The organism is Achromobacter sp. MFA1 R4, assembly GCF_900156745.1.
In the GTDB taxonomy this organism is placed as follows: domain Bacteria; phylum Pseudomonadota; class Gammaproteobacteria; order Burkholderiales; family Burkholderiaceae_B; genus Achromobacter.
In genome coordinates, this window is the sequence record NZ_LT707065.1 from 2,656,007 (window position 1) to 2,676,854 (window position 20,848).

At 66.7% G+C, this 20,848-nt stretch carries 21 protein-coding genes; 13 read left to right on the plus strand and 8 right to left on the minus strand.

Features of this window, described 5'->3' with window-relative positions:
* Positions 1-4: 4 nt before the first annotated feature.
* The 5 genes from aroE to mpl form a co-directional block, all read right to left on the minus strand.
* Positions 5-868, minus strand: a complete 864-nt coding sequence (aroE, locus tag BXA00_RS12155) for a shikimate dehydrogenase (protein ID WP_076518727.1) — start codon at positions 866-868, stop codon at positions 5-7.
* On the minus strand, positions 865-1,761 hold the full coding sequence (locus BXA00_RS12160; protein WP_092579826.1) for a TonB family protein: 897 nt from the start codon (positions 1,759-1,761) through the stop codon (positions 865-867). The genes aroE and BXA00_RS12160 overlap by 4 nt, the downstream gene beginning before the upstream one ends.
* A 72-nt stretch (positions 1,762-1,833) precedes the next feature.
* Positions 1,834-3,753 (minus strand): ribonuclease catalytic domain-containing protein, encoded by a 1,920-nt coding sequence (locus BXA00_RS12165; RefSeq protein ID WP_076518728.1) that lies wholly within the window; start codon positions 3,751-3,753, stop codon positions 1,834-1,836.
* A 75-nt stretch (positions 3,754-3,828) separates the two neighbouring features.
* The gene (locus BXA00_RS12170) at positions 3,829-4,428 is read right to left on the minus strand and encodes a YqiA/YcfP family alpha/beta fold hydrolase (protein WP_076518729.1); all 600 of its coding nucleotides are present in this window, start codon (positions 4,426-4,428) and stop codon (positions 3,829-3,831) included.
* Between the two features lie 100 nt (positions 4,429-4,528).
* Complete coding sequence (mpl, locus tag BXA00_RS12175; protein WP_076518730.1) at positions 4,529-5,899, minus strand: UDP-N-acetylmuramate:L-alanyl-gamma-D-glutamyl-meso-diaminopimelate ligase; 1,371 nt, start codon at positions 5,897-5,899, stop codon at positions 4,529-4,531.
* A 97-nt stretch (positions 5,900-5,996) separates the two neighbouring features.
* On the opposite strand from mpl, the gene BXA00_RS12180 reads away from it, so the two are divergent.
* The 13 genes from BXA00_RS12180 (at position 5,997) to BXA00_RS12235 (ending at position 17,727) form a co-directional block, all read left to right on the plus strand.
* Positions 5,997-6,530: a TlpA disulfide reductase family protein gene (locus BXA00_RS12180; RefSeq protein WP_076518731.1), complete on the plus strand. Its 534-nt coding sequence runs from the start codon at positions 5,997-5,999 to the stop codon at positions 6,528-6,530.
* Positions 6,531-6,619: 89 nt separating this feature from the next.
* Positions 6,620-7,054, plus strand: a complete 435-nt coding sequence (aroQ, locus tag BXA00_RS12185) for a type II 3-dehydroquinate dehydratase (RefSeq protein ID WP_076518732.1) — start codon at positions 6,620-6,622, stop codon at positions 7,052-7,054.
* Positions 7,055-7,142: 88 nt separating this feature from the next.
* Positions 7,143-7,601, plus strand: coding sequence for an acetyl-CoA carboxylase biotin carboxyl carrier protein (gene accB / locus BXA00_RS12190; protein ID WP_076518733.1), 459 nt, complete (start codon positions 7,143-7,145; stop codon positions 7,599-7,601).
* 9 nt (positions 7,602-7,610) lie between these two features.
* Positions 7,611-8,957, plus strand: a complete 1,347-nt coding sequence (accC, locus tag BXA00_RS12195; protein WP_076518734.1) for an acetyl-CoA carboxylase biotin carboxylase subunit — start codon at positions 7,611-7,613, stop codon at positions 8,955-8,957.
* Between the two features lie 111 nt (positions 8,958-9,068).
* A complete protein-coding gene (gene prmA, locus BXA00_RS12200; RefSeq protein ID WP_076521922.1) occupies positions 9,069-10,001 on the plus strand; it encodes a 50S ribosomal protein L11 methyltransferase in 933 nt (310 codons plus the stop codon).
* Positions 10,002-10,025: 24 nt separating this feature from the next.
* A complete protein-coding gene (locus BXA00_RS29435) occupies positions 10,026-11,483 on the plus strand; it encodes a DUF3426 domain-containing protein (protein ID WP_076518735.1) in 1,458 nt (485 codons plus the stop codon).
* Between the two features lie 12 nt (positions 11,484-11,495).
* Positions 11,496-12,437 (plus strand): carbohydrate kinase family protein, encoded by a 942-nt coding sequence (locus BXA00_RS12210; RefSeq protein WP_076518736.1) that lies wholly within the window; start codon positions 11,496-11,498, stop codon positions 12,435-12,437.
* A 217-nt stretch (positions 12,438-12,654) separates the two neighbouring features.
* The gene (locus tag BXA00_RS12215; protein ID WP_076518737.1) at positions 12,655-13,158 is read left to right on the plus strand and encodes a glycine zipper 2TM domain-containing protein; all 504 of its coding nucleotides are present in this window, start codon (positions 12,655-12,657) and stop codon (positions 13,156-13,158) included.
* Positions 13,159-13,552: 394 nt separating this feature from the next.
* Complete coding sequence (locus tag BXA00_RS12220) at positions 13,553-13,792, plus strand: acyl carrier protein (RefSeq protein WP_008159625.1); 240 nt, start codon at positions 13,553-13,555, stop codon at positions 13,790-13,792.
* On the plus strand, positions 13,770-14,957 hold the full coding sequence (locus BXA00_RS12225; protein WP_076518738.1) for a D-alanyl-lipoteichoic acid biosynthesis protein DltD: 1,188 nt from the start codon (positions 13,770-13,772) through the stop codon (positions 14,955-14,957). The genes BXA00_RS12220 and BXA00_RS12225 overlap by 23 nt, the downstream gene beginning before the upstream one ends.
* On the plus strand, positions 14,954-15,127 hold the full coding sequence (locus tag BXA00_RS28835; protein WP_092579810.1) for a hypothetical protein: 174 nt from the start codon (positions 14,954-14,956) through the stop codon (positions 15,125-15,127). The genes BXA00_RS12225 and BXA00_RS28835 overlap by 4 nt, the downstream gene beginning before the upstream one ends.
* Before the next feature lie 7 nt (positions 15,128-15,134).
* On the plus strand, positions 15,135-16,262 hold the full coding sequence (locus tag BXA00_RS12230; RefSeq protein WP_076518739.1) for an MBOAT family O-acyltransferase: 1,128 nt from the start codon (positions 15,135-15,137) through the stop codon (positions 16,260-16,262).
* Positions 16,263-16,278: 16 nt separating this feature from the next.
* Positions 16,279-17,727 carry a D-alanine--poly(phosphoribitol) ligase gene (locus tag BXA00_RS12235; RefSeq protein WP_076518740.1) on the plus strand — a complete coding sequence of 483 codons (1,449 nt, stop codon included), beginning with the start codon at positions 16,279-16,281 and terminating at the stop codon, positions 17,725-17,727.
* A 72-nt stretch (positions 17,728-17,799) separates the two neighbouring features.
* On the opposite strand, the gene BXA00_RS12240 is transcribed toward BXA00_RS12235, so the two are convergent.
* From BXA00_RS12240 to BXA00_RS12250, 3 genes are all read right to left on the minus strand, one after another.
* Positions 17,800-18,360, minus strand: a complete 561-nt coding sequence (locus tag BXA00_RS12240) for a YggT family protein (RefSeq protein ID WP_076521923.1) — start codon at positions 18,358-18,360, stop codon at positions 17,800-17,802.
* Between the two features lie 189 nt (positions 18,361-18,549).
* Positions 18,550-19,287 carry a histone H1-like DNA-binding protein gene (locus BXA00_RS12245; RefSeq protein ID WP_076518741.1) on the minus strand — a complete coding sequence of 246 codons (738 nt, stop codon included), beginning with the start codon at positions 19,285-19,287 and terminating at the stop codon, positions 18,550-18,552.
* A 352-nt stretch (positions 19,288-19,639) separates the two neighbouring features.
* The gene (locus tag BXA00_RS12250) at positions 19,640-20,839 is read right to left on the minus strand and encodes a ribonucleotide-diphosphate reductase subunit beta (protein ID WP_076518742.1); all 1,200 of its coding nucleotides are present in this window, start codon (positions 20,837-20,839) and stop codon (positions 19,640-19,642) included.
* Between the last annotated feature and the right edge of the window lie 9 nt (positions 20,840-20,848).

The following is a 20,848-nucleotide window of genomic DNA, read 5'->3' on the forward strand; positions in this document are numbered from 1 at the left end:
CCGCTCAGCGTCCCGCCGCCAGGGCCTCGCGCAGCGCCGCCAGCACCGGCGCGGGGTCCGGGCGCACGCCGTGCCAGAGGGTGAAGCTTTCGGCGGCCTGGCCGACCAGCATGCCCAGCCCGTCCGCCGTCAGCGCCGCGCCGTCGGCCTGGGCCTGGCGCATGAACGCGGTCGGCTGCGCGCCGTACATCATGTCGTAGGCCGCGGCGCCGTCGGCGTACAGGCCGGACGGCAGGTCGGGGGCCGCGTCCTGCAGGCCGCTCGCGGTGGCGTTGATGACCAGGTTCCAGCCGCCGGGCACGGTGGCGTCCGCCAGCGCGCCCGCGTCCACCCGGGTTTGCGGCGACACGCCGCTTGCGCGCCAGGCGGCGGCCAGCTCCTCGGCGCGGGCCGCGGTGCGGTTCACGATGCGGATGCGGGCGCAGCCGGCCTCGGCCAGGGGCTGCAGCACGCCGCGCGCCGCGCCGCCGGCGCCCACCAGCAGCACGGCGGCGCCGGAAAGGCGCACGCCCAGCCGCAACAGATCGTTCACCAGGCCCACGCCGTCGGTATTGCAGCCGTGCCAGGCGCCGTCGCGCCAGGACAGGGTGTTGACGGCGCCCGCCAGCCGCGCGCGGGGCGACAAGTGGGCGGCTGCCAGCGCATACGCTTCCTGCTTGAAGGGCACCGTGACATTCAGGCCCACGCCGCCGTCGGCCACGAACGCGGCGACCGCGTCGGCAAAACCGTCCACCGGCGCCAGCAGGCGCTCATAGCGTAGCGGCTTGCCGGTCTGCCGCGAAAACAGGGCGTGGATCTGGGGCGAGCGGCTGTGCGCGATGGGATTGCCGATGACGGCGTAGCGGGCTTGGGAAATCGCCTCGGTCATGGGGCCTGTGTTTCCAGAGTGTCGTTGACGAAATGCCAGGTGCGGGTGATGACCAGCACGTCCGTATCGCGGGCGATATCGGGAGGGAAGGGCGGAAAGGGCGCGGCAAGCTGGACGATGCGGCGCGCCGCCTGGTTCAGGACCGCGTGCGGGGACGGCTGGTCGATCTCGACGTCGGCGATGCTGCCGTCGGCGCGCACCGACACCGTGATGCGCAGCGACCCGTAGATGCGGCCGCGCGCTTCGTCGGGGTAATGCTGGGTGCCGACCGTTTCGATCCGGGTGCGCCAGGCGTCCAGGTACGCGGCGTAGCGCGACGCCTCGGCGGAGGGCGCGACGAACTGCTTGCGCGGCTCGGCGCTGTACTGCTGGACTCGCGCCGCCAGCGCCGCGATCTGGGCATTCTGGATGACGCTGGCCTGGTCCTGGGCGTCCTGGCCCACGTCGGCGCCGTCGGGCCACGGGTTGACCGCCTGGCGCTCGGGGCCGGCATTGTGCGGCGAGCGCAACTGGGTCATCAGCCTGGCCTGCTCGGCCTCCAACTGCACCTGGCGCTGGCGCATGGCCTCCAGCACGATGGTCTCCGCGGAGGAGCCGGTCTGGGGCAGCGGGGTGGTGGACAGGCCGCGTTCGGCGTTGCCGCCGCCCGTCATCTGGTTTTGCGCCACGGTGCGCGGCGTTTCAGGCGGGGTCTCGCTGCGGGCGTTGAGCAGCACGACCTCCAGGCTGGTCACGGGCGGGCGCGTCGGCGCGGGCGAACTGAAGCGCCACGCCAGCGCGCCGGCGTGCACCAACAGCGAGATCGCGATGCCGATGCGCAGGTAGTGCTGGGCGGGGGCGCCCAGCCACCAGAGGTAACGGCTCAGCACGGAGGGAGATTCGGCGCGTTGCACGAACGCATTGTAAGTCGAGTCCCGACCCGCCGCGTGGTCCGTCCGAAGGCTGTAACAGCTCGGCCGGATGGACTAGGCGTCGGGTGCCGGGGCATCCGCCGCCGTCTCGTCCTTCACCTGGCCCACGTACCGGCAATCCAGCTCCAGCGTCAACTCGTCCGCCCCGAGGATGTCGATCTCCACCGCGGTCCCGCGCTCCAGTTCGGGCATGCCGCCGACGCGGGTGACCAGCGGGGCGTTCGCAAAGCGCACCAGGTCTTCGCGCAGGACATGGGCAACCGTGCGGGTCACGCCGTTCTGCTTGAGCCACCGCAGGCACCAGTAGCGTTCCATCGCGCTCTGGAACTCGGCCCAGGCCGCGTACTGCGCGTCGAACGCGCCGATGATCGCGAACAGGTCGGCGTCGCGCGGCTTGAAGGGGGCGATCAGCCGTGCCGATACGCCATGTTCCACGGCGGCGATCAACTGCCATTGGTTGACCAGGTCGACATAGCGGCGCAGCGGGGACGTGCTCCAGGCGTACTGGGGCACGCCGATGGCCTCGTGCGGCAGCGCCTGCGTGCTCATGCGCACGCGGCCCGCCTGTTGCGAGCGGTAGATGCCCGGCACGCCGTGCTGGTTCAGCAGGCCGCCCCAGAGGTTATTGGCCAGGATCATGTATTCGGCCACCATGCGGTCCAGCGGCGCGTTGCGCTGGCGCGGGACGAGGCGCACCGGAGTGTCGGGGTCGTCGGGGTTGCCGTCCAGGTAGAAGCTGTATTCCACCCGCGAATTGTTTTCCGGCTTGCCGCGCACGTTTTCGCGCTGGGCGGACAGGGCCTGCGCCAGCTTCCACAGCGGACGCAGCCAGTGGCCGTAAGGCAGGTCGGCCGACGGGTCGGCGAGGCTGGCTTCCGTGACCTGGCTGTCCAGCATGTTGTGGCGCAGGTTTTCGCGCACGACGATGCGTTCCAGGCGCGTTTCCGATTCGAGGATCTCGCCGGTCTCGGGGTTGGCGACGACATACAGCGAGAGCGCGGGCACGGCGCGCCCGGCGTCCAGGGAGAACGCCTGGATGACGCTGTCCGGCTGCATCGGGATCTTGTCCCCGGGCATGTAGACGGTGGACAGGCGGGCGCGGGCCAGCTTGTCGAACTCGCTGTCGCGGGTGACGGACAGGCCGGGAGCGGCCACGTGGATGCCGACGCGCACGCGGCCGTCGGGCAGGCTGGACACGGACAGCGCGTCGTCGATTTCCGTGGTCGTGACGTCGTCCACCGAGTAGATTTCCGCGTCCGACAACGGCAATTCCTGGGCGACGGGCGGCAGTTCCAGGTCGGGGAAGGCCAGTCCGCGCGGGAAGTTGACCGCCAGGAAGCGGCGCTTGTGCAGGGCCAGCGCATGCGGCCAGGCGCCCAGGTCCAGCAGCAGTCGGTCCGGGGTCTTGCCAAGCTTGGCGCAGGCGGCATCCAGCGCCTTCCATTGCTGCGAATTCTTGTCCGGGCGCACCAGCAGCGACTCGGCCACCTGGGCGATCGCCTCGGGCAGCCGGCCCGCGGCCATTTCGTCGACCCATTCCTGTTGCTGTTCGGCCTGGCGCTGCTTCTTTTCCAGGGCGGCCAGGGCGGCGGCCAGGATGTCGGGCGGAGCCGGGCGATAGCGGCCCTTGCCGCGGCGATGGAAGTACGCCGGCGCGCCGTGCAGCCGCATCAGCAGGGCGGCCTGTTCGACGGGCGTGGGGGCGTGGCCGAAATAGTCGGCAGCCAGGGCGGGGGAATCGAATTCCTCTTGCGGCGCGCATTCCCACAGGAACTGCAGGTCCAGCGTCTCGGCGGTGGCCGCCGCCTGGCTCATCAGCGCCGCCGGGTCGGGCGCGGTAAAGGTGAACAGGGTGTTGGCGCGCTTGATCTTGCTGCGCTTGCCCGACTCCGACTCCACCTGAAGGCTGGCGTCGGTCTCGGACAGGATATGGCCGGCCTTGAAGCTGCCGTCGTCTTCGTAAAACACATACATGGTGGGAATCGTCCTGGGCGGCGCACGGGCGCCGCCTTGCGCAGCTTTATGGGTGTTGAAAGTCGATACTGATTATCAAGGGCGTGCCGGCTCGCCGGCCAGGGCGAAATCCAGCACTTCGGGCATCCATGTCGCGAAATCGGAAAGCCCGTGGTCGCTGCCCTGCACGATACGCTGGCGACAGCCGGCGTACCGATCGCGCATTTCCTGCCAATCCAGCACTTCGTCGCCGGTGGCGGCGACCAGGAAGTAGCGGTCGGGTTGCGTGATGCGCGGGGCATGGATGGCGGCCAGTTCGTCGACGTACTCGGGCAAAAAAACGAACGGCGCGCCGGAATGATACATGTGGTGCTCGCCGACCTGGGTGGCAAGGTCTCGCGCGGCGTGGACCGCCGGGTTCAGCAGCACGGCCTTGCAGCCCAGCTGCTCGGCGATCCAGGTGGCATAGAAACCGCCCAGCGACGAACCGATCACGGTCAGTTCGCGGGGCGAGGCGGCGCTGGCCAGGCGGTCGCGCGCCATGCCCAGCGCAAGGGCGATGGCTTCACGCGGGCTGGCGGACAACTGCGGGCAGGACCACGCGTGCGTCAGTCCCCGCGCCGCCATGGCGTCGGCCATCATGCGGGCCTTGAAGGACTCGGGCGAAGAGCGGAAACCGTGTAGATAAAGGATCATGTTTGCTGTTTCCGTCTGCGTTGGGGAATCCAGGAATCCAGGAATGCAGGAGTCCGGGAGCCAGGGGGCTCGTCTCCCGGGCCGCGGCCGGGCGCGCCGCTCAGCCCTTCGCCCGCAGGGCATCCAGCAGCTTGCCATGGATGCCGCCGAAGCCGCCATTGCTCATGACCAGCACCTGATCGCCCGGACGGGCGGCGCCGGCCACGGCGTCCACCAGCGCGTCCATGTCATCGTAACTGCAAGCCCGGTCGCCCAGGGGCGCCAGCACTTCGTCCGGGTTCCAGCCCAGCGCGTGCTTGCCCGAGCGGGCGCCAAAGCAGAACACCAGGTCGGCGTCGGCCAGGGCCTGCGGCAGCCGGGCGGCCATGGCGCCAAGCTTCATCGTATTGGAACGGGGTTCCAGCACGGCCAGGATGCGGGCCGGCCCCACCTGGCGGCGCAGGCCCTCCAGCGTGGTGGCGATGGCCGTGGGATGGTGGGCGAAATCGTCATAGACCTTGACGCCATTGACCGTCCCGCGCAGTTCCATGCGGCGCTTGACGCCGCCGAAGCGGCTGAGGGCCTCGATGCCCTGTTCGGCAGGCACGCCGATGTGCTCGGCCGCGGCCAGGGCCGCCAGCGCGTTCATGCGGTTGTGTTCGCCGGTGAGGGTCCAGCGCACCGTGCCGGCGGGGCGTCCCGCGCGGACCACCTCGAAGGCGCCGTCGGCGTCCGGCGCGCCCGCCTGCCATAGCCCATCGGCGCCGAACGTGACGGTATCGGACCAGCAACCGCGCGCAATGACGCGGTCGAGCGCCTCGGACTGCGCCGGGCGGATGATGCGTCCCGAACCAGGGATGGTGCGCACCAGATGGTGGAATTGCGTTTCGATCGCGGCCAGATCGGGGAAGATGTCGGCGTGATCGTATTCAAGGTTGTTCAGGACGGCCGTGCGGGGCCGGTAATGCACGAATTTCGAGCGCTTGTCGAAGAAGGCCGTGTCGTATTCGTCCGCTTCGATCACGAAGGGGCGGCGCGCCGGGTCATAGCGCGCCGACACCTGCAGGTCCTGCGCCACGCCGCCAATCAGGAAGTTGGGGGCCATGCCGGCGGCTTCCAGCACCCAGGCCAGCATCGAGCTGGTGGTCGTCTTGCCGTGCGTGCCCGCCACGGCCAGGACGTGCGCGCCCGGCAGGATGTTGTCGCCCAGCCATTGAGGGCCCGACACGTAGCGCGCGCCCGATTCCAGGATGGCTTCCATCAGCGGATTGCCGCGGCTCACCACGTTGCCGATGACGTAAAGATCCGGCTTGAGCGCCAGTTGCTCCGGGCCGAAGCCTTCGATCAGGTCGATCCCCTGTTCGGACAGCTGCGTGCTCATCGGCGGGTATACGCCCGCGTCGCAGCCGGTGACTTTGTGGCCGGCCGCCCGCGCGATCAGCGCCAGGCCGCCCATGAACGTGCCGCAGATGCCAAGAATGTGCAGGTGCATTGATAATTCTCCTGCCCTGCATTGTATATATAGAGGCAAGACAAGCCGGCGCCACGCCCGTGCGGCGTAAAACGGCGGCAACGGTTATCATCGCGCCATGAATCGACGCCTACTTCTCTCCGCCGCCGTCGCGGTCGCCGCCACGGTCGCGGGCGGCCTGACCCTGCTGGGACGCAAGGACAAAAGCCCCGCCGCCGGGGCCGATGCCGGCGATCCGGTTGCCGCGCTGATGCAGATGCAACTGCCGGACCTGGACGGCGCCTCGCATTCCCTGGCCGGTTGGAAAGGCCAGCCGATGGTGGTCAATTTCTGGGCAACCTGGTGCGCGCCCTGCGTCAAGGAAATGCCGGAACTGGATGCCCTGCAGAAAAAATACCCGCATGTCCGCTTTGTCGGTATCGGCGTGGATTCTGCCGCCAACATGCAAAAATTTGTCCAGAAAGTCCGGGTTTCCTACCCGCTGTGGGTGATTGGGCCGGGCGCCATCGACACCCTGCGCAAGCTGGGCAATCCCAGCGGTGGCCTGCCGTTTACTATTGTTTTCAACGCAGATGGCGGAATTAACCGGAAGATACTGGGTGAAATTCAGCCTGATGACCTGGATAGCACCCTTGCCGCCTTGAAGGCGTAAGTCTGTTGGACAAATAATAGGAATTGGCGTAAAAAGCTGGTTTATCGGCTGTTTTGCCAACAATTGGCAATCCACTCATTGGCAAGCGCATGGCGCAAAACATACTGGTATTGCATGGCCCGAACCTGAACCTGCTTGGCACCCGGGAACCTCATATCTACGGCAGTCTCACCCTTGCCCAGATCAATGAGCGTCTCGAACTGCTCGCAGGCGAATTGGGCGCCACGCTGACTGCGTGGCAAAGCAATCACGAAGGTGCGCTGGTTGACCGCATCCAGGCGGCCCGGCAAGACGGCACAGACTTCATCATCATCAACGCAGCGGCATACACACACACCAGCGTCGCCATCCGCGACGCGCTGGCCGGGGTCGCGATCCCATTTATTGAAGTACATTTGTCCAATCTGTATAAGCGAGAGCCGTTCAGGCATCACTCTTATCTGTCCGACCTGGCGCTGGGCCTGATCAGCGGCCTGGGCGCGGATGGCTACGAGGCGGCGCTGCGTTACGCAGTGCGGCACTGATCTCGCAACAACACCACCGCTTTTACATCTTATACGGCGCGAACCCGACGCTGGGACGACGCCGACACTATCTCGGGAAGCAGCTTCTATGGATCTTCGAAAACTCAAAACCCTCATCGACCTGGTCGCTGAATCGGGCATCGCCGAGCTGGAAATCACCGAAGGCGAAGGCAAGGTGAGAATCGTCAAGTTCTCGCAGACGCTGCAGCCGGTGGCCTACCACCAGCCCGAAGCCGGCGTGCCCTCGGCGCCCGTGGCGCCGGCCGCTGCGGCGCCCGCCGCTCCGGCAGCGCCCGCCGCCCCGGTCATCCAGGGCCATGTCGTGAAGGCGCCGATGGTGGGCACGTTCTACCGCTCGCCGAACCCGGGCGCCGCCCCGTTCGTCGACGTGGGCGCCACCGTCAAGGAAGGCGATCCGCTGTGCATCATTGAAGCCATGAAGCTGCTCAATGAAATCGAAGCCGACAAGGCCGGCGTCATCAAAGAAATCCTGGTCGAAAACGGCGAGCCCGTCGAGTACGGTCAACCCCTGTTCGTCATTGGCTGATAGCTGAACATGTTCGAAAAAATCCTGATCGCCAATCGGGGCGAAATCGCCCTGCGCATTCAGCGCGCCTGCCGCGAGCTGGGCATCAAAACCGTGGTCGTTCACTCCGAGGCCGACCGCGAAGCCAAGTACGTGCGCCTTGCCGATGAATCCGTGTGCATCGGGCCCGCGCCGTCGCGTGAAAGCTACCTGAACATGCCGGCCATCATCTCGGCCGCCGAAGTCACGGATTCCGAGGCAATCCACCCGGGTTACGGGTTCCTGTCCGAAAATGCCGACTTCGCCGATCGCGTCGAGAAGAGCGGCTTCGTGTTCATCGGCCCGCGTCCCGACACGATTCGCCTGATGGGCGACAAGGTCAGCGCCAAGCGCGCCATGATCGAAGCCGGCGTGCCGGTGGTGCCGGGTTCGGAAGGCGCGTTGCCCGACGATCCGCAGGAAATCATTCGCATTGCGCGCGAAGTGGGCTATCCCGTCATCATCAAGGCCGCGGGCGGCGGCGGTGGCCGCGGCATGCGCGTGGTGTACACCGAGGCCGCGCTGCTGAACGCCGTCACGATGACGCGTTCCGAAGCGGGCGCCGCGTTCAACAACCCGGAAGTCTATATGGAGAAGTTCCTCGAGAACCCGCGCCATGTGGAAATCCAGGTGCTGGCCGATGGCGGCCGCAACGCCGTCTGGCTGGGCGAGCGCGACTGCTCCATGCAGCGCCGCCACCAGAAGGTCATCGAGGAAGCGCCGGCGCCCGGCATCGCCCGCCGCCTGATCGAACGCATCGGCGACCGCTGCGCCGACGCCTGCCGCAAGATGGGCTATCGCGGCGCCGGCACGTTCGAGTTCCTGTATGAAAACGGCGAGTTCTATTTCATCGAAATGAACACCCGCATCCAGGTGGAACATCCGGTGACCGAGCTGATCACCGGCGTCGACCTGGTGCAGCAGCAGATCCTGATCGCCGCCGGCGAAAAGTTCACCCTGCGCCAGCGCGACATCGCGTTCAAGGGCCACGCGATCGAATGCCGCATCAACGCGGAAGATCCGTTCCGTTTCGTGCCCAGCCCGGGCCGCATCACCAACTGGCATACGCCGGGCGGTCCCGGCGTGCGTATCGATTCGCACGCGTTCAATGGCTATTTCGTGCCGCCGAACTATGATTCGATGATCGCCAAGGTCATCACCTACGGCGATACGCGCGACCAGGCGCTGGCCCGCATGCGCACCGCGCTGTCGGAAATGGTGGTGGAAGGCATTTCCACCAACATCCCGCTGCACCGCGAAATGCTGCAGGACGCCCGCTTCATCGAAGGCGGTACCAGCATCCACTATCTGGAACACAAGTTGGCGCAGCGTCCCTGACCAGCTTTGGGGCCTTGCGGGGCCCCTTTTGCGTTTTGCCTTGTTGAAGTTTTAAGGTCGAGCGGGCCGCGGCGCATGTCGCGGCCCGTTGACCAGATGGAAGAGAAAATCATGCGTGAACTCGTGCTGCAATGCTCGGAGGCGCAGGCCGAAGCCCTGTCGGACGCTTTGCTCGAGGCGGGCGTGCTGTCGGTCTCCGTCGAAGACGCAGACTTCGGCACCGATGTCGAACGCCCCTTGTTCGGCGAGCCCGGCACCGAGCCCGACGTCCAGGCCTGGGACCGCAACCGCGTCGTCGCGTTGCTGCCCGACGGCGCCGATCCCGCGCAGATCATGGAAGAAGCGGCCCAGGCCGGCGAGCTCGATCCGGCGGTCTTTGACGGCTGGACCCTGCGCGACGTGCCGGACGCCGATTGGGTGCGCCTGACGCAGTCGCAGTTCGGCCCCATCCACATCGCCGAGCGGCTCTGGATCGTCCCGAGCTGGCATCGCGACAATCCCGACGTGCCGGGCCTGGATGCGGCGGCCGTACCCGACCAGGCCGGCGCCATCCACATCGAACTGGACCCGGGCCTGGCCTTCGGCACCGGCAGCCATCCCACCACGCACCTGTGCCTGGCCTGGCTGGAAGCCGAGCTGCCCGCCGGCGCCACGCTGCTGGACTATGGCTGCGGCTCCGGCATCCTGGCCATCGCGGCGCGCAAGCTGGGCGCCGGTCCCACGCAGGCGGTCGACATCGACGCGCAGGCGGTGCAGAGCACGGCGTTCAACGCCGAGGTCAACAAGGTCGAGCTGCAGGCCATGTTGCCCGACGCCCTGGCCGACGGCACCTTCGAGGTGGTCGTCGCCAACATCCTGTCCAATCCCCTGAAGGTGCTCGCGCCCATGCTGGCCGGCCGCGTCGCCGCCGGCGGGCACCTGGTGCTGTCGGGAGTCCTGGAACGCCAGGCCGAAGAGGTCGCGGCCGCTTACGCGCCCTGGATCGCCATGTCGGTCTGGCGCGCGCGCGACGGCTGGGTCTGCCTGCACGGCCGCAAGCCCTGATCCACGGCCGCAGGATCCCGCATCATGGCTCTGACCACCCGCTGTCCGCAGTGCGGCACCTCGTTCAAGGTGGTGCCTGACCAGCTCCGGGTCCGCAACGGGCTGGTGCGCTGCGGCGCCTGCTCGACCGTGTTCGATGGGCGCGCCTGCCTGGTCTCCGCGCCGGGAGCGCCCGTCGCCCCGACGCCGCCGGCCAGCGCGCCGTTGCCGTCCTCGGCCGCGGCGGTCGCCGCGCCCGTGCTCGCGCCGCATGCCGCGCCCTCGCGCGTCGCCTCGGCGGCCCCTGAACCCCACGTCGAACCGCGCGTGATCCTGCCTTGGGAAGACGAGCCCGCGATTCCTGCGGCGCCCGCGATTCCCGCAGCGCCCACGATCGCGCCTGCGCCCGCGATTCCGCCCGCGCCTGCGCCCGCGATTCCGCCCGCGCCTGCGCCCGCGATTCCGCCCGCGCCTGCGCCCGCGATTCCGCCCGCGCCTGCGCCCGCGATTCCGCCCGCGCCTGCGCCCGTGATCCCGCCTGCGCCCGCGATTCCGCCCGCCGTGCTGCGCGGCCGCGATGACATCCGGCGCCGCGCGGAACCGGACAATACCCTTCCCGAAGACGACCTGGACGAAGACGCGGACTACGCCGACGACGACGAACCGTTCCTGCGTGATCCCGAACCGCGGCGCGCCGCCCAGGCCGCGCCGATCGCACCGGTCGCACCGGTCGCACCGATCGCGCCGGCGGCACGCCCTGCCGGCTATCGCAGCGAGCCCATCGTCGCCGCGCGGGCGGCCGAACCGGCCATCGACTGGAACGCGCCCCGCGACCATGACGACGTGCGCGATGCCGAGCGCGACGACGAATACGAAAACGAAGATGACTTCGACCACGGCGGCGCCCATGAGCCGGTCTTGGGCGATACGCGCACGCGCTATTCCAGCGCCACGGACGTCGGCCGCGCGCCGCCCGAGTTCCTGGACCAGGACCGCATCGAGCGCAGCGGCCTCCTGCGCAGGCTCTGGGGCTATGCGTGCCTCATCGGCCTGATCGCGCTGGGCCTGCAACTGCTGTACGTGTACCGCACCGACATCGCCAATTCCGTGCCGGCGCTGCGGCCGGTCCTGGAGGCCGTCTGCAAGCCCCTGGACTGCACCGTGGGCTATGCGCGCCGCCGCGACCTCATCAGCATTTCCTCGTCGTCGCTGCAGCCGCCGGCGGGCGCCGCCGCGATCGACGACGGGCGCACCCGGCTGGTGCTGACCGTGATGCTGCACAACCGCCACGACAAGCCCCAGCATTGGCCGGCGCTGGTGCTGGAATTGAACGACCTGTCGGACACGGTGGTCGTGCGCAAGGTGCTGATGCCCGAGAACTACCTCACCCCGCAGCAGCTCGCCGGCCCGTTCGGTCCGCAAGCCGCGTTGAAGATTTCCGTCCCCATCGAAGTGACCGGCGTACAGGTCAATGGCTACCAACTCGACAAGTTTTTTCCGTAAAGGATGACAAGCATGGCAACCCCTGTTCTGGTCTGCGGTTCGATGGCGTTCGACACCATTGCGGTGTTCGAAGGCCGCTTCAAAGAGCACATTCTTGCCGACCGCATGCACTCGCTGAGCGTGTCGTTCCTGGTGCCCAGCATGCGCAAGGAATTCGGCGGCTGCTCGGGCAACATCGCCTACAACATGAACCTGCTCGGCGGCACGCCGGTGCCGGTCGCGACGGTCGGCGAAGACGCGGGCGAGTACATGCAGCGCCTGTCGGACCTGGGCATCGACGTCAGCCGCGTCAAGGTCATCCCCGACACCTTCACCGCGCAGTGCTTCATCACGACCGACCTGGACGACAACCAGATCACGGCTTTCCACCCGGGCGCCATGTCCTTCGCCGCGCAGAACGACCTGAGCGACGCCGACGCCGCCTGGGCCATCGTGGCGCCGGACGCGAAGGAGGGCATGTTTGCCCACGCCGAACGCCTGCACAAGCGCGGCATTCCCTTCATCTTCGACCTGGGCCAGGCCATGCCGCTGTTCGACGGCGCCGACCTCGAGCGCATGCTCAAGCTGGCGCAGGCGCTGACCGTCAACGATTACGAGGCGGGCGTGGTCGAGCAGCGCACCGGCCGCAGCGTCGCCGACATCGCGCGAAGCCTGCAGGCCGTGGTGGTGACGCGCGGCGCCGAGGGCGCCACCCTGCACACCGAAGGCAGGACCATCCAGATCGCCCCCGTGCGCGCGTCGCAGGTGGTGGACCCCACGGGCTGCGGCGATGCGCAGCGCGGCGGGCTGCTGCATGGCCTGACCAGCGGCTGGAACTGGGAAGACAGTTGCCGCCTGGGCAACGTGATGGGCGCGATCAAGATCGCCTCGCGCGGCCCGCAGAATCATGCCCCGACGCGCGCCGAGATCGACGCCGTGCTGCACGCCACCTACGGCATCCATCTGCCCGCCTGACCGGCGCCGGGCGTTCCGGAATTTTCGGGAACCGCAACGCGATGCCGGGGTCGAACCGGCAGCGCAACTTCAAGAGGCAACGGGCTGTAGCCCGTTGTTGCTTGCCGCAGTTTGCAGCTTCTGGCGGAGCGTTTCAGTCTGTTGCTGTCCCGCTTGCCGGCCTTTTTGGGCGGAGTATGATCAATCTCCGTCGGCAGTGCCCGAACGAGGAGTCCAAATGAATCATATAAAGTCTTTTTCCCTGGTGACGCCGCGCACTGGCCGCTGGTTGGCCGTCGCGGCCGTTGTGACATCGGTGGCGGTCCTTGGCGGTTGCGCAAACCCCAGCGCTTCCAGCGGCGTGTACAGCTATGACCAGGCGCAACGCGAACAGATCGTCCGTACCGGCACGGTCACCGGCGTGCGTCCGATCGTCATCCAGAATGACAAATCCAGCGGCGTCGGCATGGTGGCCGGCGGCGCGTTGGGCGGTGTGGCAGGCAACGCGATCGGGGGCGGCACGGGCCGCACCATCGCCACGGTGGGCGGCGTCATTCTCGGCGCCCTGGCCGGCAACGCCGTGGAAAACCGCGCCCAGAAGAACTCCGGCCTGGAAATCACGGTGCGCCTGGATAACGGCGAAACCCGCGTGGTCGCCCAGGAAGCGGATGTGCCCATCAGCGTGGGCCAGCGCGTGCAGGTCATCAGCGGCGCCGGTCCCACCCGCGTCACGCCGATGTAATCTTCCCCGCCTTCCCGAAAAGCCCGCACGCGCGGGCTTTTTTTCGTCATGACGCGGGCTGTGGCGTCGCCGAAGCGAGGCGGAGGCGGCGCGCTCCCTGAACGTAAAAATGTGTCGCTCGGCCACAACGCGGCTCCCCGGGATTTACCCGAAGGCGTTACCTTTCCGAGCCTTTTCTCGCCATTTCAACCATAAGTTTCATGGCGATTCCACGGCCGAAGTGCAATGATTGCGACGGCGCGGCAGCCCGGATTTAATGTAACCACCTGCATCCGGACGCCGTGCTGGCTGGCTGGAATTTTCAGTTTTGTTTCAGCTCTTTTCTGTATCCTCGTCGCCTGAATCCCGGGGCGGGGGATGGTTTGCCGAAAGGCGACGTTAGGCTGCACTACCTATGCACACCGAGCAAGAACTCCACACCAAGATCGGCGAGATCGTCGAGTCGATCGTCATGAAGAAAGTCACCCCCGACACGCAACTGATTGCCACCGGCCTGGTCGATTCGCTCGCCGCCGTGGACATCACGCTGGCTGTCGAGTCCGAGTACGGATGCAGCATTCCGGCTCCCGAAATCGCAGAGCACCTTCAGTCGGTCCGCGTGTTAGCCGGCTATGTCGCTGCCCATACTTCGTAATACCCGCTTCCTGTCGCACGCCGCCGCGGCAGCGACGGCCGTGGCGTTGGCGGTGGCCGCGTATTGCGGCGCGGACGACCTGCTCTCCCGCGTCGTCAATCCCGCGTCCTCGCGGTCCGCCGTGGCGGCCGACAAGAGCAATTACCTGCCCAACCTTGGCCCGGACTGGGGCACCCAGCACGTCAACCTGAACCGCCTGGGCAATGCCCTGAGCGATGGCACGCTGGTGGTCCTTGGTTCGTCCGAACTCTCCAGCCACGACCTGCGCTTCGTTCCCTACCGCTTCTTCCCGCAAGAGTTGAAGGTGCCCACGCTCGCCTACGGGCACGCGATGTTCCAGTCCTATGGCATCGTCAGCGTGCTGGAATCGGTGGCCGATTCGCTCACGCCCAATACGCGGCTGGTGATCATGCTGTCCCCGGCCTGGTTCGCGTCCGGCGGCCAGCTTCCGCGCAGCGCCTTCGCCGAACACGTCACGGGCCCGGTCTGGGACCGGCTGTGGGACCAGCCCAGCACGCGCGAGCAGATGCAGAACTGGATCAGCGACAACGCGAACTGGGGTCTGCTGTGGCTCATCGCCAATGGCCAGGTTTCCGAACTCAAGGACAAGCTGGCGCTCTGGTGGGAGGCCCGCAAGGAGCCGGCCCCCGACAAGCCGCGCAGCAAGCTGTCCGTCCCCGCGCATCGCTATGTGTCGTGGCCCAAGTCCGCCCGCCTGGATAGCGGGCAGTGGTCCAGGATCACGCACGAGGCGCGCGAGGTCGAGCGCACCCTGGGCGGCAACAACCCCTACGACGTGCGCGACGACTACTACAAGCAGTACCTCGCGCCGCTGTACTCGCCCGCGCGCAACGAATTCGCCGACGTCGATCCGATCACCCGCACCGAACTCGGCGACCTCTCTCGCGTGATGGCCTTGCTGCAAAAGCGCAAGGTCAAGGCGTACTTCGTGATCCAGCCGTTCAATCCCAAGCTCATCCTGGACGTCGAACGGTTCGATCCGGTGGTGGACGCCATCACTGGCATGTGCACGCGCTATCAGATGGGGTGCCTGGATCTCTACAGCATTCCCTTTGAACCAGGAATGTTGCGCGACGACATGCACCTGGCCGAACTTGGCTGGGCCATGGCCGACCAAGGCATTGCGGAGTACTTTTCCCGATGAAATTCTTTCGTAAAGACCCTGCCCGCAATGCGGGCGCGCCGTGGGCGCGCCGCTTCTTCTGGCATCTGTGCCTGTACCTGGGCGTGATCCTCGTGTTCGTGCTGCAGGCGCAGCCCACGACGGGCAGCGGCGGGCCGATCAAGGTCGAATTCCAATACCAGCAGTTCTGAGCGCGCCATGGAACTGTTCGCAAGCTTGAGCTTCTTCGGCGGCGCCCTGTTCGGCGGCCTGGGCCTGGTCGCGTACCGGTCGTCCGGCATGCCGCTGCGCATCGGCTATCGCCACATCATCGGGGTCATCTGCCTGGGCGTCTGGATGGCGGTGTTCTGGGCGCGGCCCTATCAGCCCATCGCGCTGCTCGCCATCTCGGGCGGGGCGCTGTGGGCGATGCGCCGCAATTACATCCCCACGTGGCTCGCCGTGATCATCACCATGACGCCGCTGCTGCTGGTCAAGACGGGGGTGTCGCATCTGGGCGCCATGCTCGGGCTGTCGTTCGCCACCTTCCGCGCCATCGACGTGCTGCTGTTCGCGCCGCGCAACGAGCGCGTCTCGCCGCTCGATTACTTCATCTATCTGTTTTTCCCGCTGACGCTGCTGGCCGGTCCCATGTACCGCTGGCGCGCTTTCCAGGCCGACCTGAAGCGCGGCTATGAAGGCGTCAACCTGAACACCTGGCTGACCGGGCTGGAGCTCATCATGGTGGGCGTGATCCAGAAGTTCGGCCTGGCCGAGCTGGTCTGGCGGTACGGCCTGGCGACGCTGGACGCGCACGACTATTCGTTCACCGGGGTGGCGCTGAACGCGTCGCTCTACAGCGCCTATCTGTTCTTCGATTTCGCGGGCTATTCGACGATGGCGATCGGGATCGGCATGCTGTTCGGCTTTACCCTGCCGATCAACTTCCGCAATCCGCTGGCGACCCTCAATCCGCAGGATTTCTGGCGGCGCTGGCACATCAGCCTGTCGGAATGGCTGCGCGACGTCGTGTTCATGCCCATCTACAAGGCCCTGAGCAAGACCCGGTTCTTCGGCCGGCATCGCCTGGCCGCGCAGAACATCGGCATCTTCGCGACCCTGCTGGCCATGGGCGTCTGGAACGGCCTGTCGCTGCACTACATCGTCAGCGGCCTGATGTTCGGCCTGTATTCGGTGGGGCACAACCTGCTGATCAACGCCGCGCGCACCCGGCCGGCCCTGCAGGCGCTGCTGGCGCGTCCCGTCATGCGCTTTCTCGGGCGCGTGCTCACCCTGATCCTGGCCGCGCTGGCGCTGTACGTCTTCAGCGGCCGCAGCCCTATCTGACGCCGGGAGCATCGGCATGCGTTTCGACTTGAAGTCCTTCCAGTTCGTCGACGACGGACGCGCGAGCGACGCGCTGGCCGTGGCCGCCGCGGACCGCAGCCTGACCTGGGCGCAGTTGCGCGCCGAATCCCACGCCTGGGCCGACGCGGCGCGCGCGCACGGGGTGGCGCCCGACGTGCCGGTGGCGATCTACGGACACAAGGAAGCCGCGTTCTTCGTCGCCATGGTCGGCGCGCTCCTCATCGGCGCCCCGTTCGTGCCCGTGGACACCATCTATCCGCCCGAACGCCTGCGCCGCATCGCCGAAATCGTGCGCCCGGCCGCCGTGTTCGACGCCGCGACGGGCCGTTTCACGCCGGGCGAGGGCGCCATGCTGGAGGAGCGGGGCCTGGCCTACGTGATGTTCACCTCCGGCAGCACGGGTGATCCCAAGGGGGTGCAGATCGGCCGCGAAAGCGTCGGCCTGCTCGGCGACTGGATGCTGGGCAGCTTCGGGCTGGGCGATGCGCCCGTCTTCATGAACCAGGCGCCGTTCAGCTTCGACCTGTCCATGTACGAGGTCTTTGCCACGCTGGCGTCGGGCGGCAGCTGCGTGCTCAATGCGCGCGAGCAGATCGCCGCGCCTGGCCCGTGGATGGACCGGCTGGCCAGCCACGGCATTACCGTGTGGGTGTCCACGCCCTCGTTTGCGCATCAGCAACTGGCCAACCGCGATTTCTCGCCGGCGACCTTGCCCACGCTGCGCACCTTCCTGTTCTGCGGCGAACCGCTGCCGGCGGCGCTGGCCAGGAAGTTGCGCCAGCGCTTTCCGGACGCGTCCATTCTCAACACCTACGGGCCGACCGAGGCCACGGTGGCGACCACCTGGATCGAAGTCACCGACGCGGTGCTGGCGGCGTACGACCCGCTGCCCGTCGGACGCGCCAAGCCCGACAGCGTGCTGCTGGTGGATGAAGGCGAAATCTGCATCGTGGGCGACCACGTCATGCGCGGCTACCTGAATCGCGCCGACCTGAACGCGGCCAAGCTCTACACCTATGCCGACGGCCGCCGTGCGTTCCGCACGGGGGACCTGGGGCAGATGGAAGCGGGCGGGCTGCTGTTCTGCCGCGGCCGGATGGATGACCAGATCAAGCTCAACGGCTACCGCATCGAGCTGGCCGAGATCGACGAGGCGCTGCATGGCCTGCCGGGCGTGCAGGGCAGCGCCTGCGCGGTGCTGCGCCGGCCTGACGGCACGGCGGTGCGCCTGATTGGATTCGTGACCGGCGTGGATGTGTTGGGCGCGGAGGCGGCGCTGCTGGCGCCGGACGCGCTGTCCGGCTGGAAGGAGCGGCTGGCCGGGCGCCTGCCGCCCTACATGGTGCCGTCCGAGCTGGTGGCCTGCGCGGCCTTGCCCATGTCGAACAACCACAAGATCGATCGCAAGAAGCTGATCGAGATCTACAGCGCGATTCCGGTGTAGACCAGGATGAACCCGCCGGGCGCGAGAACGCCCGACGGGCGCGGGACGCCGGGACTCAGGCGCGCCGCGCGTTTACACGCCCATCATGCCGTAGCTCAGGCGGGCCAGGACCATCAGCAGGATCTGGGCCGCGATCAGGAGAATGAGCGGGGAGAAGTCGATCGAGGTCCGCGGCAGGACGCGGCGGATGGGGTCGAGCAGCGGGGCGGTCAGCGACTGCAGCAGCGGCATCATGGGCGCCATCGGGTTGACCCACGACAGCACTGCCTGGATCAGCGTCAGCCAGACCACCAGGTTGAGCGCCCACTTCGCGGTCATGATCAGGGCCGAGCCCATGGCGGCGGGCAGCAGGGCGACGGGAATCAGCGCGCCGATGGCCACCAGCCACAGCAGCACCAGATAGACCAGCGCGGCAAGCCATGCGCAGACCAGGCTGGTCCAGTCGATCTTGTTCCCGGCGGGGATGATCTTGCGCAGCGGCATCACCAGCCAGTTGGTCGCCCCGTAGATCGCGCGCGCCAACGGATTGAAGGGGTGCAGCCGTATCGCGTGCATCCAGGCGCGGGCAATCAGCGCCGCGCCGAACAGCGTGAACACGATTTCGAGAAGGAAGCGGAAGATTTCACCGAGCATGGACGCGATCACCCCAAAAAAGAGGAATCAATTGTCGCACGGCCAGACGTAAAAATTGCGCGCGTCCCTAGTACGGGATGCCTGGTGCAGGACTCCGCCTTTTGGATGGGACGAAGCGGGGGAAGACAAAAAAGCCGCCCGGAAAATACCAGGCGGCTCTGAGGAAGCTAATGCTTCGGCGTGTCCGGATTAGGGACGACCGCCCGTCGGGAAGGGCCACGACGCGGCGGGGTTCAGCGCGGTCTTCGCGCCCGGGGCGGCAGCCGTGGTGGGCGGCGTGGCGGGCTTCTTCGGAGCGGCCTTCTTTGCAGCAGGCTTCTTCGCGGCGGCAGGCTTCTTGGCGGCAACAGCCGGCTTGGCAGCGGGAGCCTTCTTGGCAGCCGGGGCCTTCTTGGCGACGGCCTTCTTGGCAACCGCCTTCTTGGCGGCCGGGGCCTTCTTGGCTACGGCTTTCTTGGCAACGGCCTTCTTGGCAGCCGGGGCCTTCTTGGCGACGGCCTTCTTGGCTACCGCTTTCTTGGCAACGGCCTTCTTGGCGACGGCCTTCTTGGCAACCGCTTTCTTGGCAACGGCCTTCTTGGCTACGGCCTTCTTGGCGACAGCTTTCTTGGCGACGACCTTCTTGGCGACTGCCTTCTTGGCAACGGCCTTCTTGGCGGCCGGGGCCTTCTTGGCGACGGCCTTCTTGGCTACCGCTTTCTTGGCGACGACCTTCTTGGCGGCCGGCTTCTTGGCGGCAACCTTCTTCACGGCCGGCTTCTTGGCGGCAACCTTCTTCACGGCCGGCTTCTTGGCGGCTGCGACTTTCTTCACGGCGACTTTCTTGACGGCAGCTTTCTTGGCCGGTGCGGCCTTCTTCGCTACTGCCTTCTTCGCGGCGGGTTTCTTGGCCGCTGCTTTCTTTACGGCTTTCTTGGCTGTTGCCATGGTCATGCTCCTTAGGTTCAGGGGTCCCAGAACTTAAACCCGTGCCCCGACCCGCCCGACAAGGCGGATCGTGCCCGGGCTATTCATCGGCGCATGCCGCTGTTCTGTGCGAGCAACAGCTACGACGGTTTGCGCTAATGAATTCGGCACAGCCATTTGATATGGCCCCCGCTCCTTTGGCGCGAGCCATTTCAAATGGCGCCGATCGGCGCCTGATCACAGGCAGCCGACCGCTTGTTCTACGTGTTCGAAGACACCCTGACCAAGGAGATTGCCATCAAGCCTGTCGCGAACGCGACGTCCATCCGGTGGGGATTGGACGTGCCCGCGCCGGGCTCGATGGCGAACTGCATTACTCCCAGCTCAGCGTGCCACCGGTTTGGTATTCGATCACGCGAGTTTCAAAAAAGTTGCGTTCCTTTTTAAGGTCGATCATTTCCGCCATCCACGGGAAGGGATTTTCTTCCTGCGGGTACAGCGGTTCGATACCGATTTGCTGGCAACGACGGTTCGCGATGAAGCGCAGGTAGGATTTGAACATGGGTGCGTTCAAGCCCAACACGCCGCGCGGCATCGTGTCTTCGGCGTAAGCGTATTCGAGTTCGACCGCTTTGCGGAAGAGTTCTCGAATTTCTTCGCGGAATTCCGGCGTCCACAGATGCGGATTTTCCAGTTTGACGGTGTTGATGAGATCGATGCCGAAGTTGCAGTGCATGGATTCATCGCGAAGGATGTACATGTACTGCTCGGCTGCGCCCGTCATCTTGTTCTGGCGGCCAAGCGCCAGGATCTGCGTGAAGCCAACGTAGAAGAACAGGCCTTCCATCAGGCAAGCGAAGACGATCAGGGACTTGAGCAGCGTCTGGTCGGCTTCGGGCGTGCCCGTCTTGAAGTTGGGATCCGCGATCGCGTCGATGAACGGGATCAGGAACTCGTCTTTGGCGCGGATGGACGGCACTTCGTTGTAAGCGTTGAAGATCTCGGCTTCGTCCAGGTCCAGGCTTTCGACGATGTATTGATAGGCGTGCGTGTGGATGGCTTCTTCGAAGGCCTGGCGCAGCAGGAACTGGCGGCATTCGGGAGCCGTGATGTGGCGGTAGGTGCCCAGCACGATGTTGTTGGCGGCCAGCGAGTCGGCGGTCACGAAGAAGCCGAGGTTGCGCTTGACGATGCGGCGCTCGTCCTCGGTGAGCCCGTTGGGGTTCTTCCAGAGGGCGATGTCGCGCGACATGTTGATCTCTTGCGGCATCCAGTGGTTGGCGCAAGTGGCCAGGTACTTTTCCCACGCCCACTTGTACTTGAAGGGCACAAGCTGGTTGACGTCGGTCTGGCCATTGATGATGCGCTTGTCGGCAACCTTGACGCGCTGCGAGGTTGCCGCGCCGCTGGCGGCCAGCCCGGCCGCGTGTTCAGGCGCGGCGGGCGTGGGCATGGCGGAGTCGCCGAACACACCCGTCGCCGCCCGGACTTCGGGCGCAGCCTGACCGCCCGCCGCGGGCGCGGCAGGTTGTGCAGGTTGCGTGGCGATGGTGTCGTCGTCCCAATTAATCATGATTCATTC

Coding starts and splice junctions, on each gene's coding strand:
- BXA00_RS12180 (WP_076518731.1), top strand. CDS start 5,997: ATGAATCGACGCCTACTTCTCTCCGCCGCCGTCGCGGTCGCCGCCACG.
- BXA00_RS28835 (WP_092579810.1), top strand. CDS start 14,954: ATGAAATTCTTTCGTAAAGACCCTGCCCGCAATGCGGGCGCGCCGTGG.
- BXA00_RS12225 (WP_076518738.1), top strand. CDS start 13,770: ATGTCGCTGCCCATACTTCGTAATACCCGCTTCCTGTCGCACGCCGCC.
- accB (WP_076518733.1), top strand. CDS start 7,143: ATGGATCTTCGAAAACTCAAAACCCTCATCGACCTGGTCGCTGAATCG.
- aroE (WP_076518727.1), bottom strand. CDS start 868: ATGACCGAGGCGATTTCCCAAGCCCGCTACGCCGTCATCGGCAATCCC.
- BXA00_RS12250 (WP_076518742.1), bottom strand. CDS start 20,839: ATGATTAATTGGGACGACGACACCATCGCCACGCAACCTGCACAACCT.
- BXA00_RS12170 (WP_076518729.1), bottom strand. CDS start 4,428: ATGATCCTTTATCTACACGGTTTCCGCTCTTCGCCCGAGTCCTTCAAG.
- BXA00_RS12165 (WP_076518728.1), bottom strand. CDS start 3,753: ATGTATGTGTTTTACGAAGACGACGGCAGCTTCAAGGCCGGCCATATC.
- BXA00_RS29435 (WP_076518735.1), top strand. CDS start 10,026: ATGGCTCTGACCACCCGCTGTCCGCAGTGCGGCACCTCGTTCAAGGTG.
- aroQ (WP_076518732.1), top strand. CDS start 6,620: ATGGCGCAAAACATACTGGTATTGCATGGCCCGAACCTGAACCTGCTT.
- BXA00_RS12240 (WP_076521923.1), bottom strand. CDS start 18,360: ATGCTCGGTGAAATCTTCCGCTTCCTTCTCGAAATCGTGTTCACGCTG.
- BXA00_RS12235 (WP_076518740.1), top strand. CDS start 16,279: ATGCGTTTCGACTTGAAGTCCTTCCAGTTCGTCGACGACGGACGCGCG.
- BXA00_RS12215 (WP_076518737.1), top strand. CDS start 12,655: ATGAATCATATAAAGTCTTTTTCCCTGGTGACGCCGCGCACTGGCCGC.
- BXA00_RS12245 (WP_076518741.1), bottom strand. CDS start 19,287: ATGGCAACAGCCAAGAAAGCCGTAAAGAAAGCAGCGGCCAAGAAACCC.
- prmA (WP_076521922.1), top strand. CDS start 9,069: ATGCGTGAACTCGTGCTGCAATGCTCGGAGGCGCAGGCCGAAGCCCTG.
- BXA00_RS12220 (WP_008159625.1), top strand. CDS start 13,553: ATGCACACCGAGCAAGAACTCCACACCAAGATCGGCGAGATCGTCGAG.
- accC (WP_076518734.1), top strand. CDS start 7,611: ATGTTCGAAAAAATCCTGATCGCCAATCGGGGCGAAATCGCCCTGCGC.
- BXA00_RS12210 (WP_076518736.1), top strand. CDS start 11,496: ATGGCAACCCCTGTTCTGGTCTGCGGTTCGATGGCGTTCGACACCATT.
- BXA00_RS12230 (WP_076518739.1), top strand. CDS start 15,135: ATGGAACTGTTCGCAAGCTTGAGCTTCTTCGGCGGCGCCCTGTTCGGC.
- mpl (WP_076518730.1), bottom strand. CDS start 5,899: ATGCACCTGCACATTCTTGGCATCTGCGGCACGTTCATGGGCGGCCTG.